At 66.8% G+C, this 19,804-nt stretch carries 16 protein-coding genes; 5 read left to right on the plus strand and 11 right to left on the minus strand.

Going from position 1 to position 19,804, the window contains the following annotated elements:
• Window positions 1-2: 2 nt before the first annotated feature.
• Genes gspG through MF6396_RS08795 form a run of 6 tightly spaced genes read right to left on the minus strand, consistent with a single transcriptional unit; the run spans window position 3 to window position 7,133 of the window.
• Window positions 3-437, minus strand: a complete 435-nt coding sequence (gene gspG / locus MF6396_RS08770; RefSeq protein ID WP_043860627.1) for a type II secretion system major pseudopilin GspG — start codon at window positions 435-437, stop codon at window positions 3-5.
• Window positions 438-450: 13 nt separating this feature from the next.
• Window positions 451-1,653, minus strand: coding sequence for a type II secretion system inner membrane protein GspF (gspF, locus tag MF6396_RS08775; protein WP_043860628.1), 1,203 nt, complete (start codon window positions 1,651-1,653; stop codon window positions 451-453).
• 3 nt (window positions 1,654-1,656) lie between these two features.
• Window positions 1,657-3,105, minus strand: a complete 1,449-nt coding sequence (locus MF6396_RS08780; protein ID WP_078480108.1) for a GspE/PulE family protein — start codon at window positions 3,103-3,105, stop codon at window positions 1,657-1,659.
• A gap of 5 nt (window positions 3,106-3,110) precedes the next feature.
• The gene (gspD, locus tag MF6396_RS08785) at window positions 3,111-5,066 is read right to left on the minus strand and encodes a type II secretion system secretin GspD (RefSeq protein ID WP_078480095.1); all 1,956 of its coding nucleotides are present in this window, start codon (window positions 5,064-5,066) and stop codon (window positions 3,111-3,113) included.
• 4 nt (window positions 5,067-5,070) lie between these two features.
• The gene (locus tag MF6396_RS08790; RefSeq protein WP_102063792.1) at window positions 5,071-5,493 is read right to left on the minus strand and encodes a pilus assembly protein PilZ; all 423 of its coding nucleotides are present in this window, start codon (window positions 5,491-5,493) and stop codon (window positions 5,071-5,073) included.
• Window positions 5,493-7,133, minus strand: a complete 1,641-nt coding sequence (locus MF6396_RS08795) for a lipoprotein UxpA (protein ID WP_078480096.1) — start codon at window positions 7,131-7,133, stop codon at window positions 5,493-5,495. Before MF6396_RS08795 ends, MF6396_RS08790 begins: the two co-directional genes overlap by 1 nt.
• Before the next feature lie 228 nt (window positions 7,134-7,361).
• Here MF6396_RS08795 and MF6396_RS08800 point away from each other — a divergent pair, with 228 nt between their 5' ends.
• Entirely contained in the window at window positions 7,362-9,413 is a 2,052-nt protein-coding gene (locus tag MF6396_RS08800) for a PhoX family protein (protein ID WP_054915049.1), read from the plus strand.
• A 21-nt stretch (window positions 9,414-9,434) separates the two neighbouring features.
• Here MF6396_RS08800 and gspK read toward each other — a convergent pair whose 3' ends face one another.
• Window positions 9,435-10,400 (minus strand): type II secretion system minor pseudopilin GspK, encoded by a 966-nt coding sequence (gene gspK / locus MF6396_RS08805; RefSeq protein ID WP_078480097.1) that lies wholly within the window; start codon window positions 10,398-10,400, stop codon window positions 9,435-9,437.
• 141 nt (window positions 10,401-10,541) lie between these two features.
• Between gspK and tatA the strand changes: the two genes are divergently transcribed.
• Genes tatA through tatC form a run of 3 tightly spaced genes read left to right on the plus strand, consistent with a single transcriptional unit; the run spans window position 10,542 to window position 11,784 of the window.
• Entirely contained in the window at window positions 10,542-10,754 is a 213-nt protein-coding gene (tatA, locus tag MF6396_RS08810; RefSeq protein ID WP_043860635.1) for a twin-arginine translocase TatA/TatE family subunit, read from the plus strand.
• On the plus strand, window positions 10,754-11,041 hold the full coding sequence (gene tatB, locus MF6396_RS08815) for a Sec-independent protein translocase protein TatB (RefSeq protein ID WP_078480098.1): 288 nt from the start codon (window positions 10,754-10,756) through the stop codon (window positions 11,039-11,041). Before tatA ends, tatB begins: the two co-directional genes overlap by 1 nt.
• The gene (tatC, locus tag MF6396_RS08820; protein WP_043860637.1) at window positions 11,038-11,784 is read left to right on the plus strand and encodes a twin-arginine translocase subunit TatC; all 747 of its coding nucleotides are present in this window, start codon (window positions 11,038-11,040) and stop codon (window positions 11,782-11,784) included. The genes tatB and tatC overlap by 4 nt, the downstream gene beginning before the upstream one ends.
• A 99-nt stretch (window positions 11,785-11,883) precedes the next feature.
• Here the strand turns inward: tatC and MF6396_RS08825 are convergent, their stop codons facing one another.
• Window positions 11,884-12,195, minus strand: a complete 312-nt coding sequence (locus MF6396_RS08825) for a Nif3-like dinuclear metal center hexameric protein (RefSeq protein WP_054915053.1) — start codon at window positions 12,193-12,195, stop codon at window positions 11,884-11,886.
• 2 nt (window positions 12,196-12,197) lie between these two features.
• Entirely contained in the window at window positions 12,198-16,097 is a 3,900-nt protein-coding gene (gene purL, locus MF6396_RS08830) for a phosphoribosylformylglycinamidine synthase (RefSeq protein ID WP_043860639.1), read from the minus strand.
• Between the two features lie 236 nt (window positions 16,098-16,333).
• Here purL and mltF point away from each other — a divergent pair, with 236 nt between their 5' ends.
• Entirely contained in the window at window positions 16,334-17,794 is a 1,461-nt protein-coding gene (gene mltF, locus MF6396_RS08835; RefSeq protein ID WP_078480099.1) for a membrane-bound lytic murein transglycosylase MltF, read from the plus strand.
• A gap of 84 nt (window positions 17,795-17,878) precedes the next feature.
• Here mltF and tadA read toward each other — a convergent pair whose 3' ends face one another.
• Both tadA and MF6396_RS08845 read right to left on the minus strand, forming a co-directional pair.
• Entirely contained in the window at window positions 17,879-18,361 is a 483-nt protein-coding gene (tadA, locus tag MF6396_RS08840) for a tRNA adenosine(34) deaminase TadA (protein ID WP_054915054.1), read from the minus strand.
• Window positions 18,361-19,743, minus strand: coding sequence for a multicopper oxidase family protein (locus MF6396_RS08845; RefSeq protein ID WP_078480100.1), 1,383 nt, complete (start codon window positions 19,741-19,743; stop codon window positions 18,361-18,363). The genes tadA and MF6396_RS08845 overlap by 1 nt, the downstream gene beginning before the upstream one ends.
• Between the last annotated feature and the right edge of the window lie 61 nt (window positions 19,744-19,804).

The raw sequence follows: 19,804 nt of genomic DNA on the forward strand, positions 1-19,804 counted from the left end.
GCCTAGAGGTCCCAGTTACCGATGTCGGCATCGATCCCCTCGCCGCCCTCCACCCCGTCGGCACCCAGCGAATAGATGTCGATGCGCCCATGCTGCCCCGGCGCCCGGTACTGGTACGGTGTGGCCCACGGGTCCTGAGGGAGCCTGCGAATATAGCCATCGGCCCGCCAGGCACGCGGCACCGGCTCGGCCTGCGGCTTGCTCACCAGGGCCGACAGCCCCTGCTCGGCGGTGGGGAAGCGCAGGTTGTCGAGGCGGTACATGTCCAGCGCCTGCTCCAGGCTCGACAGGTCCGCCATCACCTTCTGCTTCATGGCCTTGTCCTGGCTGCCCAGCACACTGGGCGCCACCAGCGCGATCAACAGGCCGATGATGAAGATCACCACCATGATTTCCATCAGGGTGAAGCCGTGCTGGCGGGAACGTCGTGTCTGCATGGTAGTGCTCCTATTAAAGTGTGAGGCCCTGGTTGAGCTGCATGATCGGCAACAGCACCGCCAGCACGATGAACAGCACCACCGCGCCCATGACCAGGATCATCAGCGGCTCGAACAACGCCATCACGGTGTCGACCTGACGGGCAAAGCCGCGCTCCTGGTTGTCGGCCACGCGCTCGAGCATGTCGGGCAAGGTGCCGCTGGCCTCGCCGCTGGCGACCATGTTCAGCAGCATCGGCGGGAACTGCCCGCTGGCATCCAGCGCGCGGTGCAGGCTGACGCCGCCTTGCACATCGACCTGCACCCGCTCCAGCGCCAGGCGAATGCGTCGGTTTTCCAGGGTGGCGGTGGCCACCTGCAAGGCTTCGAGCAGCGGTACCCCGCTGCCGACCAGAATCGCCAGGCTGCGCGACAGCCGCGCGCTTTCCAGCACCCGCAGCAGCGCACCCACGCGCGGCAGGCGCAACAGCAGGTCGTCACGGCGCAGGCACCAGTGCGGCCGACGCAGCAGCCGCGCCGCGCCTGCCGCACCCAGCACCGCGGCGCCCAGCAGCCACGGCCCGGCCAGCAACAGCGCTTCGCTGGCGCCGATCAGCAGGCGCGTGATCAACGGCAGGCTCTGCCCGGAATGGGCGAATTGTTCGGTCAGCCTGGGCACCACGAAGCTCATCAGGCCGACCACCACCGCCAGCGACACCCCCATCAGCACGCACGGGTAGATCAGCGCGGTACGCGCCTTGTGCTGCTGGCGCTGCACCTGCTCAAGGTGGTCGGCCAGGCGTTCCAGCACCTGGGCCAGGCGCCCCGAGCGTTCGCCGGCCTCGACCAGCGCGCAGTACAGCGCTGAAAACACCCCGCCCTGGCGTGCCAGGCTGCGGGCCAGGCCCAGCCCCTCTGCCAGCGCGCCGCGCACCCCCACCAGCAGATTGCGCAGCGCCGGCTCCACCAACTGCCGCTCAAGGGTGGCCAGGGCATCCACCAATGCAATGCCGGCCCCTGTCAGCGTGGCCAGTTGCCGGGTCAGTTCACACAGCTGTGCGCGGCTCACGCGCTGGCGCCGTGGCAACACCTGCGCGTTGCCCTGCACCTGCAACTGACGCGCGAACAGCCCCTGCTCGCGCAGCAACTGGCGGGCATGGCGCTCGCTTTCGGCCTGCAGGCTGGCCTTGAGGGTGCGCCCGGCGAGGTCAACGGCCTGGTATCGGTAGGTCGGCATGGCTCAGCCCTGCACCGCGCGCAGCACTTCGGCCAGGCTCGTCTGGCCCTGGCGCAGGCACTCGCTGGCCATGCCGGCCAGGCTCTGGCGCCGGCCCTGCAGATGCGCCTGCATGGCCACCTCACTGGCCCCGTCATACAGCAGGCCGATCAGCCCGGCGTCCAGCTCGATGAACTCATACAGCCCCAGCCGGCCGCGATAGCCGCTGCCCTGACACTGCGCGCAGCCCACTGCGTGATAACTGTGCTCAAGCTCGACCAGCTCCGGCCACAACGCCCGCTCGGCCGCCTGCAATGGCTGCGCCACGGCGCAACTGCACAGGCGCCGCACCAGGCGCTGGGCCATGACCCCGCGCAGGCACGAGGCAATCAGAAAAGGCTCCACGCCCATGTCGCGCAGACGCGTCACCGCGCCCACCGCACTGTTGGTGTGCAGGGTCGAAAGCACCAGGTGGCCGGTGAGGCTGGCCTGCACCGCAATCTGCGCGGTTTCGCGGTCGCGGATTTCGCCAAGCATGATCACATCCGGGTCCTGGCGCAGAATCGCGCGCAAACCGCTGGCAAAGGTCAGCCCGGCACGCGGGTTGATGGCGGTCTGGCCGATGCCGGTGATGGCGTACTCCACCGGGTCCTCGACGGTGAGGATATTGCGGCTGCCGTCGTTCAGGCTGTTGAGGCTGGCGTACAGCGTGGTGGTCTTGCCCGAACCGGTCGGGCCGGTGCTCAGCACGATGCCGTTGGGTCGCCCCAGGCAGGCGCGCAGGCCCGCCTCGACGGCACCGGGCATGCCCAGGTTGCCCAGCGAGAGCAGGCTGGCCTGCTTGTCGAGCACGCGCATCACCACTCGCTCGCCGTGGATACCCGGCAGCGTCGAGACACGTACATCGACCTCGCGCCCACCCGAGCGCAGGGTGATGCGCCCGTCCTGGGGCTGGCGCTTCTCGGCGATGTCCAGGCGCGCCATGACCTTGATCCGCGACACCAGCATGGCCGACAGCGCACGTGGCGGGCGCAGCACCTCGCGCAGGTGGCCGTCGACCCGCAGGCGCACCACCAGGCTCTGCTCGAAGGTTTCCACATGGATGTCCGAGGCCTGCTGACGCAGCGCCTCGCCGAACAGCCCGTTGATCAGGCGGATCACCGGGGCTTCGTCATCGCTTTCGAGCAAGTCCTCGACCCGCGGCATCTCGCTGATCAGGCCGTCCAGGTCGACCTGTTCGCCAATGCCCTCGATCAGCGCCGCCGTGGCGTTCTCGCCGGCCTGGTACAACTGGCCCAGGCGCGTGTCGAACTCCCCCGCGTCGAAATGGCACACGGTCTGGGGCGCGCCATACACCCGCAGCAGCTCGTGCAACTGGTCGCTGTCGACATCCGGGCGCAGCCACAGGCTCCAGCCGTCGGCGCCAGGCGCCATGGCCAGCCCGCCCTGGCGCGCCAGGCGATAGGGCAGCAACGGCTTCACCAGGTGCCCTCGTCCAGGCGCTGGCGGCTGGCCGGGAACACCCGCAGCAACTCGCTGCCATCGGCCAGGCTGGGCAGGGCAAGCGGCGTGGTCTGTTGCAGGTTGCGGTATTTTTCGCTGCTGAGGCTGGTCAGGCTGGCCCCGTCACGCAGGATCCGCGGGCGGATGAACACCATCAGGTTCTGCTTCACGCCACGGCTGGCATCGGAGCGGAACAACCGGCCCAGACCGGGGATATCCCCCAGAAACGGCACCTTCTGATGGCTGGAGGTGACCTCGTCGCTGATCAGCCCGCCGAGAATGATCAGGCCGTTGTCCTCGACCATGACCTTGGTCTTGATCTCGCGCTTGTTGGTGATCACGTCGCTGGCCGCAGCGGTGTCGGCAATCGACGAGACCTCCTGCACGATGTCCAGGCGCACGGTGTTGTCACTGTTGATCTGCGGCTTGATGCGCAGTTTTACACCGACCTCCTTGCGCTCGATGGTCTGGTAGGGGTTGGTGTTGTCCTGGGTTACCGAGCCGGTCACGAAGGGCACTTCCTGGCCGACCAGGATCGACGCCTCGGCGTTGTCCAGGGTCAGCAGGGTCGGGGTCGACAGCAGGTTGAAGCCACTGTTGCTCTTGAGTGCATTGACCAGCATGGCGAAGTTGAAGCCGCCGCCGCAGTTGCCGATGCCGGCCGTCACGCCGTTCACGCCCGACAACAGTTTGCCCAGCGCCGCGTTGTCGCCGCTGGCCACGGCCCCGGCAATGCCGGTGATGCTGGCACCGCCGGTACCGAAGTTGACTGCGCCGGCACCGAATTTCTCGTCGGCGAACAGCCACTGCACGCCCAGCTCCTGGGCCCGCGAGTCGGACACTTCGGCGATGATCGCCTCGACCACCACCTGCGCACGGCGGATGTCCAGTTGCTCGACGATGGTGCGGTAGGCCGCCAGCTCGCTGTCGGGCCCGACCATGACCACGGCGTTGGTACCCTCCTCGTATTCCAGGCGAATGCCCGAAAGGTTGACCGGCACGGGCGCCTTGGCGTCCTTGTCAGCTTCGCCCGGCGCAGCGCCGGCATCCTGGCTGAGGCTGCGCAGCACCTTGACCACCTCGCCGGCATTGGCGTGACGCAGGTAGATCACCTGAGTGTTGGAGCTGCGCAATGCGTCGCCGGGGCGGTCCAGCTGCGCCAGCAAGGCACGCACGCGCTCGCGGCTGTCGGCACTGCCGCGCACCAGCAGGGCATTGCTGCGCGGGTCGGCGACCACCTGGGCACTGTCGGCGCCCTGCTCGCGGGCCAGCAGGCGGGTGATCAACTGGCTGGTATCGCTGGCGCTGGCATGGTGCAGCGGCATCACCTGCAGCGGCTCCTCGCTGACCTGATCGAGCTGGCGCAGCAGGCTGTCGATGCGCTCCAGGTTGCTGCGCCAGTCGGTCACCACCAGCAGGTTGGCGGCCGGGTACGGCGTGATCACCCCCACACGGGGGTCGATCAGCGGCTTGAGGATCGCCAGCATCTGTTCGCTGGCGGCGTTGCGCACGTTGAACACCCGGGTGGCGATGCCATCGCTGCCGGCCTGGGCCTTGCGCCCGCTCTCGACGGGCACCGGCTCCAGCCGCGCCGCCTGATCGGGCACGATCTTCACGCTGCCGTTGGGCAGGTCCACTGCAGCAAAGCCCTGGGCCCGCAGCTGGGCCAGGAAGATATCGTAGATCGCCTCGCTGTCGTGACGGTCCACCGTACGTACCGTGACCTTGCCTTTTACCCGCGGGTCGACGATGAACGTGGTCCCGGTGATGCGCGACACGCTGTCGATGAACTCGCCCAGGTCGGTGTCGACGAAATTCACCTCGTACAGCGGTGTACCGTCTTCGTCCGCTACCGCTTCGGGCTCGTCGAACGCCCAGGCCAGGTTGAGCCCCAGGGCCAGTACGCCAGCCACGCAGAATCTTGCGATCATCCCTTCATCCTTGGCGCTTGAAGCCGGTCACGGCGGGCCGTGGCGGCCAGGGCAAGCGCTCGCGCCGCCCCTGGTTGTCGAAAATCAGGCCATCGTCATCGATGTCCTGCAGCACGATGCCCGGTGCCAGGCGCTGGCCGCGAACGTAGGTACGCACCGCCTGCTCGTAGCGCAGCACTACCACTGTGGCGCTGGCGGGCACGGCCTTGAGGCCGCCCAGGTAATGCACGGGCAAGCGCGTGAGCGGCAGCGCGTCACTGGCCGGCGGCGCCTGCCAATGCCCGACCAGCAGGCCGGGCAGCTCAGCCGGTTGGGCCTCTGCGGCCGGCGCCGGCAGCGGCTCGCGGGCGGCCAGCAGCACGCACTGCGCAGCCAGCCAGCCGGCCAGGCTCAACAGCACGCCGTCGAGCACGCGGCCCGGGCTGATCAACTGGCCAGCCCGCGCGGGTGCCAGCCAGGGTGGCCCTGGACGTAACGCACCTGCGGCAGGGCCAGCGGCGGCAATTGCCAGCCCGGTGGCTGCTGCACCAGCCATGCTTCCACCCGCTGCCACAGTGGCTCGCCGGCGTCGCTGTCGAATTGCAGGCCGAAGGTGCGGCACTGGCCATCCTGTACGGCTACCCCGGAGACCCGTTTGCCGCCCGGGCTGTAGCTGACCTGCCAGGGCGCGCTAAACCAGCGCGGCAAATCCTGGCTGTTGTCGAGCAGCAGCGGCGTGCCGAACAGTTGCTCGGCAGCGTTTTCCAGCACCTGCTGTACCTGGCGTGCCGGCACCTGCACCACCGGGGCCGGGTAGCTGCCGGTGAGGCTGATCAGGTGTTCGCGGGTGATCGGCTGGCCGGCCGCCAGCGGGCTGTCGTAGCGCAGCCCCGGCAACAGCACCGGTGCCCCGCTGTCATCGGCCAGCGCCTGGTGCAGCAGGTTGTCCCAGCTGCCGCCACGGGTATCGCGTCGCCACAGGTTTTGCGGTGCCTGCGCCAGGGGTTGGTCGAGCCAGGCGGCATGCCCGGCGCGCTGTTGCTGCAACTGCGCGCGCAACGGCTCGACCCGCGCTCGGGCAGCCGGCGTGAGGCGGTGCTCGAAAGCGGGATGAAACTGCGCGGTGAACTGCCAGCGCCCGTCGCGATGCAGGCAGTTCACCGCGAACACGCCGCTGGCACGGTTGCCGGCCAGCAGCACCGGCACCTGCTTGCCGCTGGCCTGCAGTACCGAGACAGGCTGCGGCCACAGGTCCTGGCCACGGGCGCACAGCAGCCGGTCGGCATCGCTCAGACGCTCGGCCAGCCACAGCCCGGGGCCGGTGCCCACGTCCGCCAGGGCGATCACCAGGTCCGCCGCCTGGCGTGCCTGTTCGAAGGCCGGCAGCAGCGCCTGATACCACTGTTTGAGGGATGCGTTCTGGTCGCGGGCGTACGGGTCGGTAATGCCGACCACCGCCACCCGCACGCCGCCGCGGTGCAGCACAGTGAAGGCCGGCGTGCCCAGGGCCTGGGCGCGTTCGGGGGCCAGCCCCGCACCAAGCACGGCCTGACCGTACTGGCGATACAGGCCGGCGCACTGGCGCGGCCACAGCACCCGCTCATCGCTGCTCACGCGTACCTCGCTGCCCAGCATCCGGCTGCCCTGCACGCCACTGGCGCCCTGGGTCAGGTAGGCCAGGCCACTGCCGTTCCAGCCCTGGCCATTTTCCAGGGTCAGGCAGTTGCCCCGCCCCGCCGCCTCGCGCAGCTGTTCGAGCAGGGCACCCAACACCGCATACCCGCCGGTCTGTACGCCTTCGGCAAGGCTGGCGTCGAGCAGCGGGTTGAGCTCGGCACGCCCCTGGCGGGCATTGATACCGCTCATCCACGGTGCCTGGCCAAGGTGGCTGACCGGCCCCAGGCGCGTCGCCGGCACCACGGGCATGCCGGGCTGGCGCGCATCCAGGGTGTCGGCGAAATACAGCAGCTCCACCGTGCCGGCCTCTGCCGTCGACGGTGTGGCCAGGCTGGAACAGGCGGTCAGCAGCGGCGCCATTGCGCCAACGCCCATCCAGCCCAACACATCGCGTCTGTACATGCTCGCCATCTACTCCATCGCCCTCGGGCTGATCAACTGTCGCAGCGGATAGTGCGGCGAGGGGATTACAGTTTGATGGCAGTTATTCGACAGGGCGTACAAAACCCCATCCAAATCAAATGGTAAGGATTCATTTCCTTAAAGGTCTGTTCACAAAACTGCCAATCAATCATCACACTCGCTCTCTACAGTGCCGGTTTCCGTAGAAGCCACTTCACCCAACAAGGATATGAAGAGATGAGTCGAGACACCGGCGACAACCTGGACCGCAACACCAGTGGCAACCTGCCAATGGCGACTGTCCTGGATGCCTACCTGAGCCGCCGCAGCGTGGTGCGCGGCAGCCTCGGTGCCGCGATCGCGATGATTGCAGGGACGGGCCTGAGCGGCTGCTTCGACAGCGGCGGGGGCTCGAGCCACAAGCCGACCCCTCCGGTGGAACCCGAGAAACCGAAACTCAAGCTGGGCTTCAATTCCATCGCCGGTTCGCGCACCGACGCCTGCGTGGTCGCCGACGGCTACAGCGCCTACGTGCTGGCACCCTGGGGTACACCGCTGAACAGCGCGGGCAACCCGTGGAAAAGCGACGGCACCAACACTGCCGCCGACCAGGCCAACGCCATGGGCATGCACCATGACGGCATGCATTTCTTCCCCATCAACGGCAGCTCCGACGACGGCCTGCTGGCGATCAACTTCGAGTACATCGATGCCGACGCCCTGCACCCGGCCGGCCCGACCGTGGACGGCAGCGGCAAGCGCCCGGCCGAGGAAGTGCGCAAGGAAATCAACGCCCACGGTGCCGGCGTGGTGCGCCTGAGCAAGGTCAACGGACGCTGGCAAGTGGTCGACAACGACCCGCTCAACCGCCGCTTCACCACCGCCACGCTGATGGACCTGGCCGGCCCGCTGCGCGGCAGCGACCACGTCAAGACCGTGTTCTCCAACACCGGTACCCAAGCCCGCGGCACCAACAACAACTGTGGCAATGGCTTCACCCCGTGGGGCACCTACCTCACCTGCGAAGAGAACTGGCCAGGAATTTTCGTCAACACCAGCGGCGCCGTGCCGGACGATCAGCGCCGCATCGGGGTGAGCACCAGCAAGGGCAACTACGCCTGGGAAAGTGCCGCCGGCGATGCCAGCGAAGTGGACGGCGAGTTCACCCGGTTCATCCTTGACCCCACCGGCGCGACGGCCACCGACGACTACCGCAACGAAGCCAGCACCTACGGTTACATCGTCGAGATCGACCCCTATGACGCCAGCACCCGTGCGGTCAAGCGCACCGCCCTGGGGCGTTTCCGCCATGAAGGCTGCTGCCCGGCGCTGCCGGTAGCCGGCAAGCCGGTGGTGTTCTACATGGGCGACGACTCCAACAACGAGTACCTCTACAAGTTCGTCTCCACCGCCCTGTGGGACACCGCCGACGCCAACCCGAGCAACCGCCTGGCTACCGGTGCCAAGTACATGGACGACGGCAAACTGTACGTGGCGCGCTTCGACGCCGACGGCAGCGGCCACTGGCTGTTGCTGGATGTCGCCACCACCACCAAGGCCGGCACCACCCTGGGCGCGCTGTACACCGACCTGCCGGGCATCATCCTCAACACCCGTGGCGCCGCCGATGCCCTGGGCGCAACGCCGATGGACCGTCCGGAGTGGACCACGGTCAACCCGCTCAACGGCGACGTGTACCTGACCCTGACCAACAACAGCAAGCGCACCCCGGCCACAGTCGACAACGCCAACCCGCGCGGGCCGAACAAGCATGGCCACATCATCCGCTGGCACGACAGCGACGACCACCTGAGCTTTACCTGGGACATCTTCGTGTTCGGCGCCAACGCCGCCGGCAGCGCCGACATCAACCGCTCGGGGCTGACCGAACTCAACCAGTTCGCCAGCCCCGACGGGATGAGCTTCGATAGCCGCGGCATCCTGTGGTTCCAGACCGACAACGGCGAATCGACCCTGACCGACTACACCAACGACCAGATGCTGGCGGTGATCCCCACCGACCTGGTCGATGCCAGCGGCAAGCAGGTGCCGATCAATGCCCAGAACCAGGTCGACCTGCGCCGCTTCTTCGTCGGCCCCAACGGCTGCGAGGTGACTGGCATCGCCTTCACGCCGGACAACAAGTCGATCTTCGTCAACATCCAGCACCCGGAGAACTGGCCGTCGACCGACGTCGCAACCTCCGTCACCCCCGCCGGCACCACCGTGCGCCCACGCGCCTCGACAGTGGTGATCCAGCGCAACGATGGCGGTGAAATCGGCGTCTAGACCCGACCGGCACCGCTGCCCTTACCAGGGCAGCGGTTCGCGCCGGGTTACCCGCACCTGCTGCACCGGCACCAGGGCATGCCACTGCACCACGCCACGGGCATGTACCTGGTACTGGCTGCGCAGCACGTGAGCGTCCTGCTCGATCTCCAGCTGCAACAGAAAGTCCCCGCTGTTGAGCAACAACCCCTCACTCAAGCGTTCGAAGGTCGCATCGTCCAGCGCACCGAGTGCCTGGCGCAAGGCGCCGGCATCCCGGTAGCCGGTGGCCGGGCGTGCAGTGACCACCCGGCTCAGCAGTGAGCGGCTCATCCTTCCCTCATACAGCGCCTCCAGCAACGGCAACTGTTCAAGGCTCAGCGCATTCGCATTGAGCCGCCAGTGCGTGGTTTCGGGCAACGCACACAGCTGCGGGTAACGGGCCTGGCGTTGCGGGTCGGGGCCCAGCAGCAGGTTCAACTCGCTCATGTCCAGCATCAGCTGATTGGCCGCCAGGCGCGGCGGCGACTGGCGCAGGTAATGATCGTTCTCGGCGCCCTCGCGACGCGCCTGGTGATCGCTGTCGATCCAGTCGGCCAGGGCCTGGGCCAGCTGGGCGGCGGCCATGTCGCCGCCCAGCAGGTACTGCAGTTGGCGTTCGGCACGCTCGGCATCCTCGCCCACCAGGCTGTTGACGTTGAAACAGGTGTGCAGGTCGCGGATGCGCAGGGTCGCCGAACCGCCGTCGAACGCATACGGCAGCGCCTGGCCACGCAGCGCCTGCCAGAACAGCGGGCTGGCACGCCAACTGGGGTCTTGCAGGGCCTGCTCGGCAAAGGCCAGCCCGGCCCGCTCCAGCCCGCGCGCCTGCACGCGCTGCTGCACCAGGCGCACCGCATCGACCTGGGCGCGCCCCTCCTGTACCAGCCATGCCAGGCCACCGGCGACCATCGCCAGCACCACCAGCACCATCAGCAATGCCGCGCCCTGCTGTCGCTTGCCACCCATCGTCACGCTACCTCTGCCAAAGAGCGGCCAGTCAACACGGCGGATGTTTCAGGCACATGGCAAAGGCGTTGCCCGTCACCTTTGCGTCATAAAGCGCAGGCAGGATAAACCCTTCTTTTTCATGACCTTGGAGTGCTTCACATGGGCGGTATCGGGATCTGGCAACTGGTTATCGTGTTGATGATCGTGTTCATGCTGTTCGGCACCAAGCGCCTCAAGGGCCTGGGCGCGGACGTGGGCGAGGCGATCCAGGGCTTTCGCAAATCCATGGGCAACGGCCCGCAGGCCGACACCCCGGACGCCCCTGCCCCGGTGCAGCAGGTACAGCAGGGGCAACCGGAACAACGCAGCTGATGTTCGAGATCGGCTTTACCGAGCTGCTGCTGGTGGGCGTGGTCGCGCTGCTGGTGCTGGGCCCCGAACGCCTGCCGGTGGCAATGCGCACCGTGGGACGTGGCGTGGGCCAGGCCAGGCGTGCCATGGGGGCGCTGCGTGCACAGGTGGAGCGTGAGCTCGACACCCAGGCACTGACCCAGGAGCTGGATGCCGAGCCACTGCGGCGTCTGGAACAGGAACTGCGCCAGGGCGTGAACCTGCAGGCGCAGCCGACCCCGACTTCGACCAATGGACCCTGCCCATGACTGATACCCAAGCGGGCATGCCCCTGACCGCCCACCTGACCGAACTGCGGCGGCGCCTGGTGCGCTGCCTGCTGGCCGTCATGCTGGTGTTCCTGGGTTTGTTCCCGTTCGCCCAGACCCTCTATACCGCCGTATCCGAACCCTTGCGCCGTTACCTGCCCGAAGGCGCGAGCATGATCGCGACCAGCGTGACTTCGCCGTTCCTGGCGCCCTTCAAGCTGACCCTTATGGCTGCGCTGTTCGTCGCCATGCCGGTGCTGCTGCACCAGGTGTGGGGGTTCGTGGCACCGGGGATGTACCGCAAGGAACGGCGCATCGCCTTGCCATTGCTGGTATCGAGCATCGTGCTGTTCTATGCCGGCATGGCCTTCGCGTTCTTCGTGGTGTTTCCGATGATGTTCGGTTTTTTTGCCAGCGTGACCCCGGCCGGGGTGTCGATGATGACCGACATCAGCCTGTACCTGGACTTCATCCTGGCGCTGTTTCTGGCGTTCGGGCTGGCGTTCGAGATACCGGTGGCCACCTTCATCGTGGTGTGGGCGGGGGTGACGGATGTGGCGACACTGCGCAAGAGCCGGCCTTACGTGATCGTCGGATGCTTTGTGGTGGGCATGCTGCTGACCCCGCCGGACGTGTTTTCACAGACCTTGCTGGCGGTGCCGATGTGGATACTGTTTGAAGTGGGGTTGCTGGCGTGTGCGGGGGTGCAGCGCAAGCAGGAACAGACGATGGAGGTTGCCTGATCGGACCTCTTCACCGGCAAGGCCGGCGCCTACAGGGTGTTGCGTCGCACATGAACCCTGTAGGAGCCGGCCTTGCCGGCGAAGAGGCAGACCTGCCAATCAGAAATCAGCGAGCTGCCAGACCTCGTAGGCCGGGGTCTCGTAGGGGTGGCTCGCCTTCAGGGCCGCGACTACCGGCCCCACCAGCGCATCGTCCACCACCAGCTCGACCCGCCACTCCTCGACCTGCTCGACCACCCCGCTCTGCCCGATGAACGGCTGGCTGCCGCTCAACGGACGGAACTGGCCCTGGCCCAGCACCTGCCACGCACAGCTGTCGTAGGCGCCGATGCGTCCGCCACCGGCGGCGAACACAGCGGCCTTGACCTGCTCCACATGGCTGGGCGGCACGAAGAAGGCGAGTTTGAACACCCTCAGTTCACCCAGGCCCGCGCGTTGCGGAACATGCGCATCCAGGCGGCGTCTTCGTTCCAGTCATCCGGGCGCCACGAGTTCTGCACCGCACGGAATACCCGCTCAGGGTGCGGCATCATGATGGTGACGCGCCCGTCGCGGCTGGTCAGGCCGGTGATCCCGCGCGGCGAACCGTTCGGGTTGGCCGGGTAGGTCTCGGTGACCTTGCCGTGGTTGTCGACGAAACGCAGGGCCACGCAACCGGACAGGTCGGCTTCCAGCAGTGCCTCTTCGCTGGCGAACTCGGCATGCCCTTCACCGTGCGCAATGGCGATCGGCATGCGCGAACCGGCCATGCCCTGCAGGAAGATCGAGTTGGACTCCTGCACCTGGACCATCGCCACGCGCGCCTCGAACTGCTCGGAGCGGTTGCGCACGAAGTGCGGCCAGAACTCGCTGCCCGGGATCAGCTCGTGCAGGTTGGACATCATCTGGCAACCGTTGCACACACCCAGGGTGAAGCTGTCGCTACGCTCGAAGAAGCCCTGGAAGGCGTCGCGGGCGCGGCTGTTGAACAGCGCCGACTTGGCCCAGCCTTCACCGGCACCCAGCACGTCACCGTAGGAGAAGCCGCCGCAGGCAACCATGCCCTTGAACTCGTTCAGGTCGACGCGACCGGCGAGGATATCGCTCATGTGCACGTCGATGGCGTTGAAGCCGGCACGGTCGAACGCCGCAGCCATTTCCACCTGGCCGTTGACGCCCTGCTCGCGCAGTACCGCCACCTGTGGGCGAATGCCCTTCTTGATGTAAGGCGCCGCGATGTCGTGGTTGACGTCGAAGCCCAGCTTGACGCTCAGGCCCGGGTTGTCTTCCTCGAGCAGGCCGTCGAACTCCTGGTCGGCGCAGTCGGCGTTGTCGCGCAGGCGCTGGATCTGGTAGCTGGTCTCGGCCCACTGGCGCTGCAGCAGGCGGCGGTCGCCGGTGAACAGCACTTCGCCGTTCAGGCTGATGGCCACGTCGGCACAATTGACCGGCTTGCCGATCACCGCCACGCAGTCTTCGCCAAGGCCGGCGGCGCTGAACTGGGCCAGCACGTCCGGGGTGGCGTCCTGGCGCACCTGGATCACCGCACCCAGCTCTTCGTTGAAGAGGATGGCCGCGACTTTCTCGCGCTTGCCGGTCAGGGTGTCCAGTTCCAGGTTCAGCCCGCAATGGCCGGCGAAGGCCATTTCCAGCGCGGTGGCCAGCAGGCCGCCGTCGGAGCGGTCGTGGTAGGCCAGCAGGTGACCGTCGGCGTTCAGGCCCTGGATCACCGCGAAGAACGCCTTGAGGTCTTCGGCGTCGTCGACGTCCGGTGCCTGGCTGGCGAGCTTGCCGTGGGTCTGGGCCAGGATCGAGGCGCCCATGCGGTTCTGGCCGCGACCCAGGTCGATCAGGATCAGGTCGGTTTCGCCCTTGTCCATGCGCAGTTGCGGGGTCAGGGTCTTGCGGATGTCGGTAACCGGGGCAAAGCCGGTCACGATCAGCGACATCGGCGAGGTCACGGTCTTCTCGCGACCTTCATCTTCCCAGCGGGTCTTCATGGACATCGAGTCCTTGCCCACCGGAATGGTCAGGCCCAGCTCGGGGCACAGTTCCATGCCCACGGCCTTGACCGCGTCGTACAGGCGCGCGTCTTCACCGGGGTGGCCGGCAGCCGACATCCAGTTGGCCGACAGCTTGATGTCGGACAGCTTGCCGATGCGCGAGGCCGCCATGTTGGTCAGGGTCTCGCCGATCGCCATGCGCCCGGACGCCTGGGCGTCGAGCAGGGCCAGCGGGGTGCGCTCGCCCATGGCCATGGCTTCGCCGGTGTACACGTCGAAGCTGGTGGCGGTGACGGCCACGTCGGCCACCGGGACCTGCCATGGACCGACCATCTGGTCGCGGGCGACCAGGCCGGTGATGGTGCGGTCACCGATGGTGATCAGGAAGTTCTTGCTGGCCACGGCCGGGTGGCGCAGCACGCGCTGTACCGAGTCGGCGAGGTCCAGGGTGCTCGGGTCGAAATCGTCGCCCAGCTCGGCTTCGCGGCTGACCGAACGGTGCATGCGCGGGGCCTTGCCCAGCAGCACTTCCAGCGGCATGTCCACCGGGCTGTTGCCGAAGTGGCTGTCGGTGACGGTCAGTTGCGGTTCGGCAGTGGCTTCGCCGACCACCGCGAACGGGCAGCGCTCGCGTTCGCAGATGGCGGTGAAACGCTCCAGGTCCTTGGCGTCGACCGCCAGCACGTAGCGTTCCTGGGACTCGTTGCTCCAGATTTCCAGCGGCGCCATGCCCGGCTCGTCGTTGGGCACGTTGCGCAGCTCGAAACGACCGCCACGGCCGCCGTCGTTGACCAGCTCGGGGAAGGCGTTGGACAGGCCGCCCGCGCCGACGTCATGGATGAACGCGATGGGGTTGGCATCGCCCAGCTGCCAGCAGCGGTCGATGACCTCCTGGCAGCGGCGTTCCATTTCAGGGTTTTCGCGCTGTACCGAGGCGAAATCGAGGTCGGCAGAGCTGGCGCCGGTGGCCATCGACGAGGCAGCACCGCCGCCCAGGCCGATCAGCATGGCCGGGCCGCCGAGCACGATCAGCTTGGCGCCGACGGTGATCTCGCCCTTCTGCACATGGCCTTCGCGGATGTTGCCCATGCCGCCGGCGAGCATGATCGGCTTGTGGTAGCCGCGCACTTCTTCGCCATGGGGGGTGTTGATCGACTGCTCGAAGGTACGGAAGTAACCGGTCAGTGCCGGGCGCCCGAATTCATTGTTGAACGCCGCGCCGCCCAGCGGGCCTTCGATCATGATGTCCAGCGCGGTGACGATGCGCTCCGGCTTGCCGTAGGGCTTTTCCCAAGGCTGTTCGAAGCCCGGGATCTGCAGGTTGGACACGGTGAAGCCGGTGAGGCCGGCCTTGGGCTTGGCGCCGCGACCGGTGGCACCTTCGTCGCGGATCTCGCCGCCGGAACCGGTAGAGGCCCCCGGGAACGGCGCGATGGCGGTCGGGTGGTTGTGGGTCTCGACCTTCATCAGGATGTGCACCGGCTCCTGCACCGCGCCGTACTGGCGGGTTTCAGGGTTCGGGAAGAAGCGCCCGGCGGTGGAACCGACGATCACCGAGGCGTTGTCCTTGTAAGCGGACAGCACGCCTTCGCTGTGCATCTGGTAGGTGTTCTTGATCATGCCGAACAGGCTTTTTTCCTGGCTCTGGCCGTCGATATCCCAACTGGCGTTGAAGATCTTGTGGCGGCAGTGCTCGGAGTTGGCCTGGGCGAACATCATCAGTTCGATGTCGTGCGGGTTGCGCTTGAGGCCCTGGAAGCTGGTGACCAGGTAGTCGATCTCGTCTTCGGCCAGGGCCAGGCCCAGCTCGACGTTGGCTTTTTCCAGCGCGGCGCGGCCACCGCCGAGGATGTCGACGGCGGTCAGCGGCTTGGGTTCGGCATGGCTGAACAGGCCGGCAGCCTCTTCGAGCCTGCCCAGCACGATCTGGGTCATGCGGTCGTGCAGCAGCTCGGCGACGGCGGCCACATCGGCCTCGCTCAGTTCACCGCCGACATAGAAGGCAGTACCGCGCTCCAGGCGCTTGACGTTCTCCAGGCCGCAGTTGTGGGCGATGTCGCTGGCCTTGCTCGACCAGGGCGAGATGGTGCCGAAACGCGGCATGACCAGGAACAGGCGACCGCTGGGCTCCTGTACCGGCACGCTCGGGCCGTACTTGAGCAGGCGCGCGAGCACATGCTGTTGGTCGGCACTCAGCTCGCCGTCAACCTCGGCGAAATGGGCGAATTCAGCGTACAAACCACTAACAGCGGGGACTTTCTGGCTCAGTTGCTCGAGTAATTTACCGTGGCGAAAGGCAGAAAGGGCAGGAGCGCCGCGCAGGATCAACATCGTCGGGACAGCCTCAGGAAGGGGGTGTGCTTAGAGGCCGTGCATTCTAGCCTAAACCGCCGCCGACGGCACCCGAAACGCTGCATCGGCGACAGGCCGAATGTCGGCAAGCCGACAAGAGTGCTTCACGAGATGACAAAAACCCGTCCCGACGCGGTTTTATCGGGCTGTGCTAGCAGACAAGCCGGATGTTGTCGAGATATGGCGCGGCAGGTCCTTTGCGTATACTGCACCCTATGTTTGCCCAGACTGCTGTGCGCCAGCGTTGTGCCAAATGGCTCATCGCAACCGGACTCTTCCTGATGCTCGGTGCCTGTGTTGAAAAACCCAGCACCCTGGAGCGTGTCAAGGAGGACGGCGTGCTGCGCGTGATCACCCGCAACAGCCCGGCCACCTACTTCCAGGACCGCAACGGCGAAACCGGCTTCGAGTACGAGCTGGTCCAGCGCTTTGCCGACGACCTGGGCGTGAAGCTGCAGATCGAGACCGCCGAAAACCTCGACGACCTGTTCAACCAGCTCGGCCAGCCGAACGGCCCGGTGCTGGCGGCAGCGGGCCTGGTAAGCAGCGAGCAGCGCAAGCAGCAGGTACGTTTTTCCCACCCGTATCTCGAAGTCACCCCGCAGATCATCTACCGCAACGGCAAGCCCCGCCCCACCGACGCCGGCGACCTGGTCGGCAAGCGCATTCTGGTACTCAAGGGCAGCAGCCATGCCGAACAGCTGGCAGAGCTGAAAAAACAGTACCCGGCCCTGCAATATGAAGAATCCGACCAGGTCGAGGTGGTCGACCTGCTGCGCATGGTCGACGAGGGCCAGATCGACCTGACCCTGGTCGACTCCAACGAAGTGGCGATGAACCAGGTGTACTTCCCCAACGTGCGGGTCGCCTTCGACCTGGGCGACGGGCGCGACCAGCGCTGGGCGGTGGCGGCCGGCGAAGACAACAGCCTGCTCAACGAAATCAACGAATTCATCGACAAGGTGCACAAGAACGGCACCCTGCAACGGCTCAAGGACCGCTACTACGGCCACGTGGACGTGCTCGGCTATGTCGGCGCCTACACCTTCGCCCAGCACCTGCAGCAGCGCCTGCCGCGCTACGAGAACCACTTCAAGACCTCGGCCAAGAAGGAACAGGTGGACTGGCGCCTGCTGGCGGCGATCGGTTACCAGGAGTCGATGTGGCAGGCCGAGGTCACCTCCAAGACCGGCGTGCGCGGGCTGATGATGCTGACTCAGCGCACCGCCCAGGCCATGGGCGTGTCCAACCGGCTCGACCCGCGCCAGAGCATCGAGGGCGGGGCCAAGTATTTCATGCATGTGAAGAAGGAGCTCGATGACGACATCGAGGAGCCGGACCGCACCTGGTTTGCCCTGGCCGCCTACAACGTGGGCAGCGGCCACCTGGACGATGCACGCAAGCTGGCCAAGCGCGAGGGGCTGAACCCGAACAAGTGGCTGGACGTGAAGAAGATGCTGCCGCGCCTGTCGCAGAAGCAGTGGTACAGCAAGACCCGCTACGGCTATGCCCGTGGAGGCGAGCCGGTGCATTTCGTGGCCAACATCCGGCGCTACTACGACATCCTGACCTGGGTGACCCAGCCGCAGTTGGAGGGCAGCCAGGTGGCCGAAGGCAACCTGCATGTGCCGGGGGTCAACAAGACCAAGCCGGCCGACGCTTCGCCGCCGCTCTAGTTTGCAGCGCCTGTATCGCGGGCCAAGCCCGCTCCCGCAACAACGGGGGAGCGGGCTTGACCCGCGATGGTCACACCACGGTTATCAGGCCTTGGCCCGCCGAGCCCTGAAGAACTCGGTCAGAATCGCCCCGCACTCCTCGGCCAGCACCCCGCCCTCGAACAGCACCCGGTGGTTCAGAAACCCCTGGGTAAAGAATTGCCCCTGGCTCTGCACGATCCCTGCCTTGGGCTCCAGGGCCCCGAACACCACGCGGTTGACCCGCGAATGCACGATCAGCCCGGCGCACATGCTGCACGGCTCCAGCGTCACATACAGCGTGCTGCCCGGCAGCCGGTAGTTGCTGGCCGCCTGCGCCGCCGCGCGAATGGCCACCATTTCGGCATGCGCGCTGGGGTCGCTGCCGCTGATCGGGCAGTTGAAGCCTTGCCCGATCACCTCGCCGTGCTGCACCAGCACCGCGCCCACCGGCACCTCGCCCAATGCAGCCCCCTGCGCCGCCAGCTCCAGCGCCAGGCGCATGAAGTGCTGGTCGCGGCTGCGGTCGATGATCTGCGGCTGACGCATCACGCCACCTCGATGGCGGCCATCAGGCCGGTTTCCATGTGATCGATCACGTGGCAATGGAACATCCAGGTGCCGGGGTTATCCGCCACCAGCGCCACCTGCGCCCGCTCGTTCTTGCCCAGCAGGTAGGTGTCGGTGAAGTACTGCTCCGGGATCTTGTGGCGATTGGAGCTGAGCACCCTGAAACTCATGCCGTGCAGGTGGATCGGGTGCTGGTACTGGGTCATGTTCTTGAGCTCGAAGATGTAGCTCTTGCCCTTCTTCAAGGTGGCGATCGGCCGGTCGGAACAGGTCTTGTCGGTGATGTCCCAGGCCTGCCCGTTGATCTGCCACAGGCTTGGCGGCTTGCCGTTCTCGGTATTGACCGACACCGAGCCTACCCACTCGAAATTGAAGTTGATCTTCTCGGCGTTGGCCAGGTCCGGCTCGGCGATGGGGTTGGCCGGCAGCGCCGGTGGCCAGTCGCCCGGTGCCTCGCTGCTGGCCACCGAACGCAGGGTGCCCAGGCGCACCGAGCCGTCGCGCAGCGACAGCTCCTCACCGGCTGCCGGCATGCGGATGGCCAGGCAGATGCGCATGCCGGGGCCCAGCCAGTAGTCCTTGCCCAATGGGCGCGGGGTGATCGGGTTGCCATCCAGCGCATAGATACGCGCCTCGAAGTCGCCCTTGAGGTTGATGCGGTAGGTCAGGGTGTTGTCCAGGTTCAGCAGGCGCACCCGCACGATCTGCCCGGCGGGCATTTCCACCACCGCGTCGGGCTGCCCGTTGATGGTGATCAGGCGCCCTGCGGTACCGCCACGGGCCGCTTCGCGCGGCACGCTGAACTCGACGAAGTTGCCCTGCTCGTCCACGTGCCAGTTCTTCAGGCTCAGGGTGCGCTCGTGCTTGAAACCGGTGGGCTCGCACTCCTCCACGATCAGCGGGCCGACCAGGCCGCGACCCAGCTCTTCGCTGCTGTTGACGTGGGGGTGGTACCAGAAGCTGCCGGCATCCGGCACGCGGAACTTGTAGTCGAAGTACTCGCCCGGCAGCACCGGCAGCTGCGACACGTAGGGCACGCCGTCCATTTCCAGCGGCAGGCGGATACCGTGCCAGTGGATGGTGGTGGCCACCGGCAGGTGGTTGATGAACCGCACCCGCAGCCACTGCCCCTGGCGCACCCGTAGCTCGGTACCCGGCGCGGACGGGCCGAACGCCCAGGCCTGGGTGGTGTGCCCGGCCACCAGCTCGACGTCCAGCGGCGCGGCGATCAGTTCATAGTCATGCCCGGCCTGCTCGTCCTCGACCTTGCCCATCCAGTAACGTGCGGCGCCCCCGGCGCCCAGGCCAACCACCACCAGGCCAGTCAGCCCCTTGAGCATTTGTCGACGGGTAAAGGACATCGGAACAGGCACCTCGTATCGCGAAAACAGCCTGCCAGCCATGACCGGGCTGGCGGTAAGG

The sequence above is a fragment of the Pseudomonas sp. MF6396 genome (assembly GCF_002018915.1).
Taxonomy (GTDB): Bacteria; Pseudomonadota; Gammaproteobacteria; order Pseudomonadales; family Pseudomonadaceae; genus Aquipseudomonas; species Aquipseudomonas palmensis.

Bases quoted from the DNA above. Each gene is read 5' to 3' on its own strand.
- gspG (WP_043860627.1), bottom strand. From the start codon at position 437: ATGCAGACACGACGTTCCCGCCAGCACGGCTTCACCCTGATGGAAATC.
- gspF (WP_043860628.1), bottom strand. From the start codon at position 1,653: ATGCCGACCTACCGATACCAGGCCGTTGACCTCGCCGGGCGCACCCTC.
- gspD (WP_078480095.1), bottom strand. From the start codon at position 5,066: ATGATCGCAAGATTCTGCGTGGCTGGCGTACTGGCCCTGGGGCTCAAC.
- MF6396_RS08795 (WP_078480096.1), bottom strand. From the start codon at position 7,133: ATGGCGAGCATGTACAGACGCGATGTGTTGGGCTGGATGGGCGTTGGC.
- MF6396_RS08800 (WP_054915049.1), top strand. From the start codon at position 7,362: ATGAGTCGAGACACCGGCGACAACCTGGACCGCAACACCAGTGGCAAC.
- gspK (WP_078480097.1), bottom strand. From the start codon at position 10,400: ATGGGTGGCAAGCGACAGCAGGGCGCGGCATTGCTGATGGTGCTGGTG.
- tatA (WP_043860635.1), top strand. From the start codon at position 10,542: ATGGGCGGTATCGGGATCTGGCAACTGGTTATCGTGTTGATGATCGTG.
- tatB (WP_078480098.1), top strand. From the start codon at position 10,754: ATGTTCGAGATCGGCTTTACCGAGCTGCTGCTGGTGGGCGTGGTCGCG.
- tatC (WP_043860637.1), top strand. From the start codon at position 11,038: ATGACTGATACCCAAGCGGGCATGCCCCTGACCGCCCACCTGACCGAA.
- purL (WP_043860639.1), bottom strand. From the start codon at position 16,097: ATGTTGATCCTGCGCGGCGCTCCTGCCCTTTCTGCCTTTCGCCACGGT.
- mltF (WP_078480099.1), top strand. From the start codon at position 16,334: ATGTTTGCCCAGACTGCTGTGCGCCAGCGTTGTGCCAAATGGCTCATC.
- tadA (WP_054915054.1), bottom strand. From the start codon at position 18,361: ATGCGTCAGCCGCAGATCATCGACCGCAGCCGCGACCAGCACTTCATG.
- MF6396_RS08845 (WP_078480100.1), bottom strand. From the start codon at position 19,743: ATGTCCTTTACCCGTCGACAAATGCTCAAGGGGCTGACTGGCCTGGTG.